The sequence below is a fragment of the Archangium sp. genome (assembly GCF_036388035.1).
Lineage (GTDB): Bacteria > Myxococcota > Myxococcia > Myxococcales > Myxococcaceae > Archangium.
Window position 1 is genome coordinate 1 of sequence record NZ_DASVSO010000267.1, and the last position, 5,194, is coordinate 5,194.

The 5,194-nt window shown below is 71.9% G+C and carries 3 protein-coding genes and 1 pseudogene; 3 read left to right on the top strand and 1 reads right to left on the bottom strand.

The window, feature by feature from the left end:
* The coding region (locus VF697_RS11300; RefSeq protein ID WP_331094153.1) for a trypsin-like serine peptidase at window positions 1–309 on the top strand (309 nt) is incomplete at its 5' end.
* Between the two features lies 1 nt (window position 310).
* Here VF697_RS11300 and VF697_RS11305 read toward each other — a convergent pair.
* A pseudogene (locus tag VF697_RS11305) lies at window positions 311–538 on the bottom strand (helix-turn-helix domain-containing protein); the annotation flags it as partial.
* 120 nt (window positions 539–658) lie between these two features.
* On the opposite strand from VF697_RS11305, the gene VF697_RS11310 reads away from it, so the two are divergent.
* Entirely contained in the window at window positions 659–3,355 is a 2,697-nt protein-coding gene (locus VF697_RS11310) for an amidohydrolase family protein (RefSeq protein ID WP_331094155.1), read from the top strand.
* A 102-nt stretch (window positions 3,356–3,457) separates the two neighbouring features.
* Window positions 3,458–5,194, top strand: a 1,737-nt coding sequence (locus VF697_RS11315; protein ID WP_331094156.1) for a membrane dipeptidase, incomplete at its 3' end; no start/stop codon positions are given.

Sequence of the window (5,194 nt, forward strand, 5' to 3'; positions counted from 1 at the left end):
GACGCGTATGCCTTCCCGCCCGGCTCGCCGATCATCATCGTCCAGCACCCTCAGGGGGACCGGCTGCGACTGGCCATCGAGACGAACGGCATCATCGGGGTGAACGCGGCCCGGACCCGGGTGACGTACCGGACCCACACCCTGGGAGGCTCGTCCGGCTCGCCCTGCTTCAACCAGGACTGGACGCTGGTGGCGCTCCACCACAGCGGAGGCCCGGGGTTCTCGGCCCCGTACAACGAGGGCATTCCCATCTCCACCCTGCGCGACCACCTGCCGGACGCGGTGCGCGGGCAGCTCGGCGGGGCCTGAGTCAGTCCCCCTCGCTCTGCACCAGCCCGTACTTGTGCAGCAGTGAGTAGAGGTGCTTGCGGTCCAGCTCGGCCTCGCGTGCGGCGCGGGCGATGTTGCCCTTGGTTCGGCCGAGCAGCCGGGTGAGGTACTCGCGCTCGAAGGCGCGCACCAGCTCGTCCTTGCACTCCTTGAAGGGCCCTGAGTACCCCACCGGCAGCAACTCGCTCGCGGGGGCCGGGGGCTCGGGCGGGGACTCGGGCCGCGGCCCGTCCGCGGCCCGCTCACCGAGGAGGGGGGGCTGGGGGCTGGGGGCGGGAGGAGCGGAGGACATGGGCGCCCTGGATTCTACCGTGATACGAGGCCGGCCATGCGCTCTCGCTACCTTCCCCTGTTGTTGTTGACCTCGTGCGCTACCGTTTCCAACACTTCCCCCGCGGAGCCCAGCTCCGTCCAGCCGGTGGCCAAGGCCGCCGCCCCGGCGCGCGTGTGGCGCCAGGAGCGCCCGGTGGTGGTGCGGCACGCCACGGTGATGCCCGCCTCGGGCCCGGCCATCGAGGACGGCGCGGTGGCCTTCGCGGACGGGAAGCTCCTCGCGGTGGGGCGCAACGCGGACGTGGCCACGCCGCCCGGGGCGGAAGAGGTGGACGGCACGGGCCTGTACGTGACGCCCGGCATCATCGACGCCCACAGCCACCTGGGCGTGTACGCCTCGCCGGAGACGAGCTCCACCAGTGACGGCAACGAGGCCACGGCCCCGGTGACGGCGGAGCTCTCCGCTGAGCACTCCTTCTGGCCGCAGGACCCGGGCCTGCGCCGCGCGGCGGCCGGCGGAGTCACCTCGCTGCTGGTGCTGCCCGGCAGCGCCAACCTCATTGGCGGGCGAGGCTTCCCGGTGAAGCTGCACTTCGGCCGCTCGGCGGCGGAGATGCGCTTTCCCGGGGCGAAGGACGGCCTGAAGATGGCGTGCGGCGAGAACCCGCGCCGTGTCTACGGCTCCATGCAGCACCGCGCGCCCGCGACACGCATGGCCAACGTGGCGGGCTTCCGTCAGGCCTTCGCCAAGGCGCGCGAGTACATGGAGCGCCAGTCCGAGTGGGAGAAGAAGCGCGCGAAGAAGCCCGAGGAGGCGGGGCCCGAGCCGTTGAGGGACCTGCAACTGGAGACGCTGGCGGAGGTGCTGCGCGGCAACATCCTCGTGCAGAACCACTGCTACCGCGCGGACGAGATGGAGGTGATGTTGCGGGTGGCCGACGAGTTCGGCTTCTCCATCCGGGCCTTCCACCACGCGCTGGAGGCCTACAAGCTGCGCGACCGGCTGGCGGAGAAGCAGGTGGCGGTGGCCACGTGGGCGGACTGGTGGGGCTTCAAGATGGAGGCGTGGGACGGCATTCCCGAGAACGCGGGCCTGGTGTCCCAGGCGGGCGGGCGGGCCGTCATCCACTCGGACTCGGCGCTGGGGATTCAGCGGCTCAACCAAGAGGCCAGCAAGGCGATGTGGCGGGCGCGCGAGTCCGGCCTCCCCATCACCGAGGAGGAGGCGCTGCGCTGGGTGACGCTCCAGCCCGCGTGGGTGATGGGGGTGGAGGACAGGACGGGCTCGCTGGAGCCGGGGAAGATGGCGGACGTGGTGCTGTGGAAGAACCACCCGCTGTCCGTCTACGCCCGAGCGCAGCGCGTCTGGGCGGACGGCGTCGTCACCTTTGACGCGGCCTCTGGCACCGTGGATGCAAGCGACTTCGAATTGGGCGAGCGCGCGGGGGACTCGGCGAAGCTGGTGGTAGCGCCCTCGGCCCCGCCGGCGTTGAAGGCCGCGGGCCTGGACGCCCGCTGCGAGCCCTCGGCGGACAATGCGTGTGCCCGGCTGCTCGAGGTGAAGGCCGACGCGTGCACCGTGTTCCAGGACGTGGCCGTGCTCTCCCAGGGCGAGTGGCAGGCGCACGCCTCCGTGCTGGTGGAGAACGGGAAGGTGTCGCGGGTGCAGCCGGGGGCGCTCGGCACGGTGCCCGCCGGGTGCCGCGCCGTGGAGGGCAAGGGGCGGGTGCTGGCGCCGGGCTTCGTGGACGCGCTCACCAGCCTGGGCGTGGTGGAGGTGGGCGCGGAGGAGTCCACGGTGGACGACGTCCTGCGGGGCGAGGCGGCCAAGGAGCCCATTCGCGCCGCGCTGCGTGCCGCCGACAGCCTCAACCCCGCGGCGGAGACGTTCCCCGTGGCGCGCCTGGGAGGCGTCACCACGGCGGGCGTGGTGCCCCTGGGCGGGCTGGTGTCCGGGCAGAGCGCGTGGGTGACGACGGACGGCACGGTGCGCCGGGCGCCGCTGGCCCTGCACGTCAACCTGGGCGTGAGCGGGCGTGACGCGGTGTCCGGCCCTCGCTCGCTGGTGCTGGAGCGCCTGCGCGAGCTGCTGTCCGACGCGCGCGAGTACAACAAGCGCAAGGGGGACTTCGAGCAGAACCGCATGCGCACGCTGGCGGCGAGCCGGCTGGACCTGGAGGCCCTGCAGCCGGCGCTGGCAGGGGCGCTGCCGGTGGTGGTGACGGCCAACCGGGTGTCGGACATCCGCGCGGCGCTGGCGCTCGGGCACGAGTTCGGGCTGAGGGTGCTCATCGCCGGGGGGCGCGAGGCATGGAGGGTGGCGCCGGAGCTGGCGGCGGCGAAGGTGCCCGTCATCCTGCAGCCCACGCAGAACCTGCCCTCCAGCTTCGACGGGCTGAGCAGCCGGCTGGACTCGGCGGCACTGCTGAGCGCGGCGGGGGTGAAGGTGCTCATCTCCACCATGGGCGAGCCGCACATGGTGCGCACCCTGGCGCAGGAGGCGGGCAACGCGGTGGCGTGGGGCCTGCCGTACGCGGACGCGCTGCGGGCCCTCACCTCCAACGTGACGGAGGCCTTCGGGATGGAGGGCGGTCAGGTGGCACCGGGCCAGGTGGCGGACCTGGTGCTGTGGAACGGCGACCCACTGGAGTCGAGCAGCCGCCCGCTGGGCATGTGGCTGGGCGGGAAGCAGGTGCCGCTCACCAGCCGCCAGCACGCGCTGTTCGAGAAATACCGCGCGCTGATGAAGTAGGCGCACGGGTTGACGCCCGCGCGTCAATTTCCGGGCAGGGCCCTTCTATCCTGGGCCGCATCAGCGCTATGAGAGGGGCTTTCCCGACAAGGAGGCCTTTTCATGGAATTCCATCCTCGTGGCGGCGCTGGGCTCGTCCTGGCGCTGGCGGTGGTGCTGGCGCAGGGCTGCGGTCCCGTGGTGGAGGAGCCCGCCCCCGTCCCCCCGGAGCGGCCGGCCACGGCCGCGCAGGGGCTCGCGGTGGGCGGCTTCGCGGAGCTGCACCACCACATGTTCGCCGAGGAGGCCTTTGGCGGCGGCTGGTTCCATGGTGGCCACACCGGCGCGCTGGAGCGCTGTGACGGCGGGGCGCCGGAGAGCGACCACGCCCGCGTGCGGATGGACCTGGGCGAGATGCTCAACCTGTGTCCCAACTCGGGCGGGGTGGACCTGGGCGGCGTCCCGCTGCTCGCGGGGCTCTTCGGCATTGGCGGCGCGGTGGGCTCGGAGTTCATCGGGAAGATGGAGGGCACCCAGGGCGACACGGGCCTGCACCTGGGCCGGCGCGAGGTGCGCACCGAGTGGCCGCGCTGGGACACCATCGCCCACCAGCAGTCCTGGGAGGGCTGGCTGCGGCAGGCGCACCTGGGCGGCATGTCGCTCGTGACGGTGTCGCTGGTGAGCAACCAGTTCCTGTGCAAGGCGCTGCCGTACCAGAACCTCAAGCGCCCCTGTGACGAGATGGCGGACGTCGAGGTGCAGCTCCAGATGGCGCGCGACTTCGATGCGCGCACGGACTGGGCGGAGATCGCCCTCTCGCCCGCGCACGCGCGCACCATCATCGCCTCCGGCAAGCTGGCGATGGTGCTCTCCATCGAGTCGAGCAAGCTCTTCGGGACGAAGGACTGGCGCAGCGAGCTGGACCGCTTCTACGCGCTGGGCGTGCGCTCGCTCCAGCCGGTGCACCAGCTGGACAACCGCTTCGGCGGCGCGGCGCTGCACAACGTCATCTTCCAGGCGGCCCAGTTCCTGGAGAACTGCCACATCGACTACGACTGCGGGGTGACGACGAGCTCCTTCACGCTCGGCTTCGACGTGTACAAGGACGCGGCCGGCAACTGCCGCAACACCAAGGGCCTCACGGCGGAGGGCAAGGCGCTGGTGCAGGCGATGATGGCCAAGGGGATGCTCGTGGACATGGCGCACCTGTCCGAGAAGAGCATCCAGGACGCCTACGCCGTCGCCCAGGCCAACAGCTACTACCCGCTCTACATCTCGCACGGCCACTTCCGCGAGGTGATGAACCCGAAGCTGGCGGAGAACGAGAAGACGACGCCGGCGTGGGTGGTGCGCTACCTGCGGCAGACGGGCGGCATGTTCGGCCTGCGCACGGCACACGACGAGGCGCGCGCGTACACGAAGTCCGGCATCGCCAACAACTGCCACGGCTCCAGCCGCTCGGTGGCGCAGGCGTACGAGTTCGGCCGGCAGGGGCTGAAGGTGCCCATGGCCTTCGGCGCGGACTTCAACGGCTTCATCCAGCAGACGCGGCCGCGCTTTGGCGCGCACGGGGCGTGCTCGGCCACCTTCCAGGCCGAGGCGGATGCGCAGGCGTACCAGCAGGAGCTGTCCGGGCCGGCGCGGCTGGGCACGGACTTCGACCAGTACGGCCTGGCGCACGTGGGCCTGCTGCCGGACCTGCTCAAGGACCTGGGGCGGCTGGGGGCGAACACGGCGGGCCTGTCCGGCTCCTCGGAGACGTTCATTCGCATGTGGGAGCGCGGGCTGGCGCCGCGCGTGGGCATGGCGGACCCGGCCTCGGACATCGACACGAGCGGCATCGCCCCCTACGAGGACAAG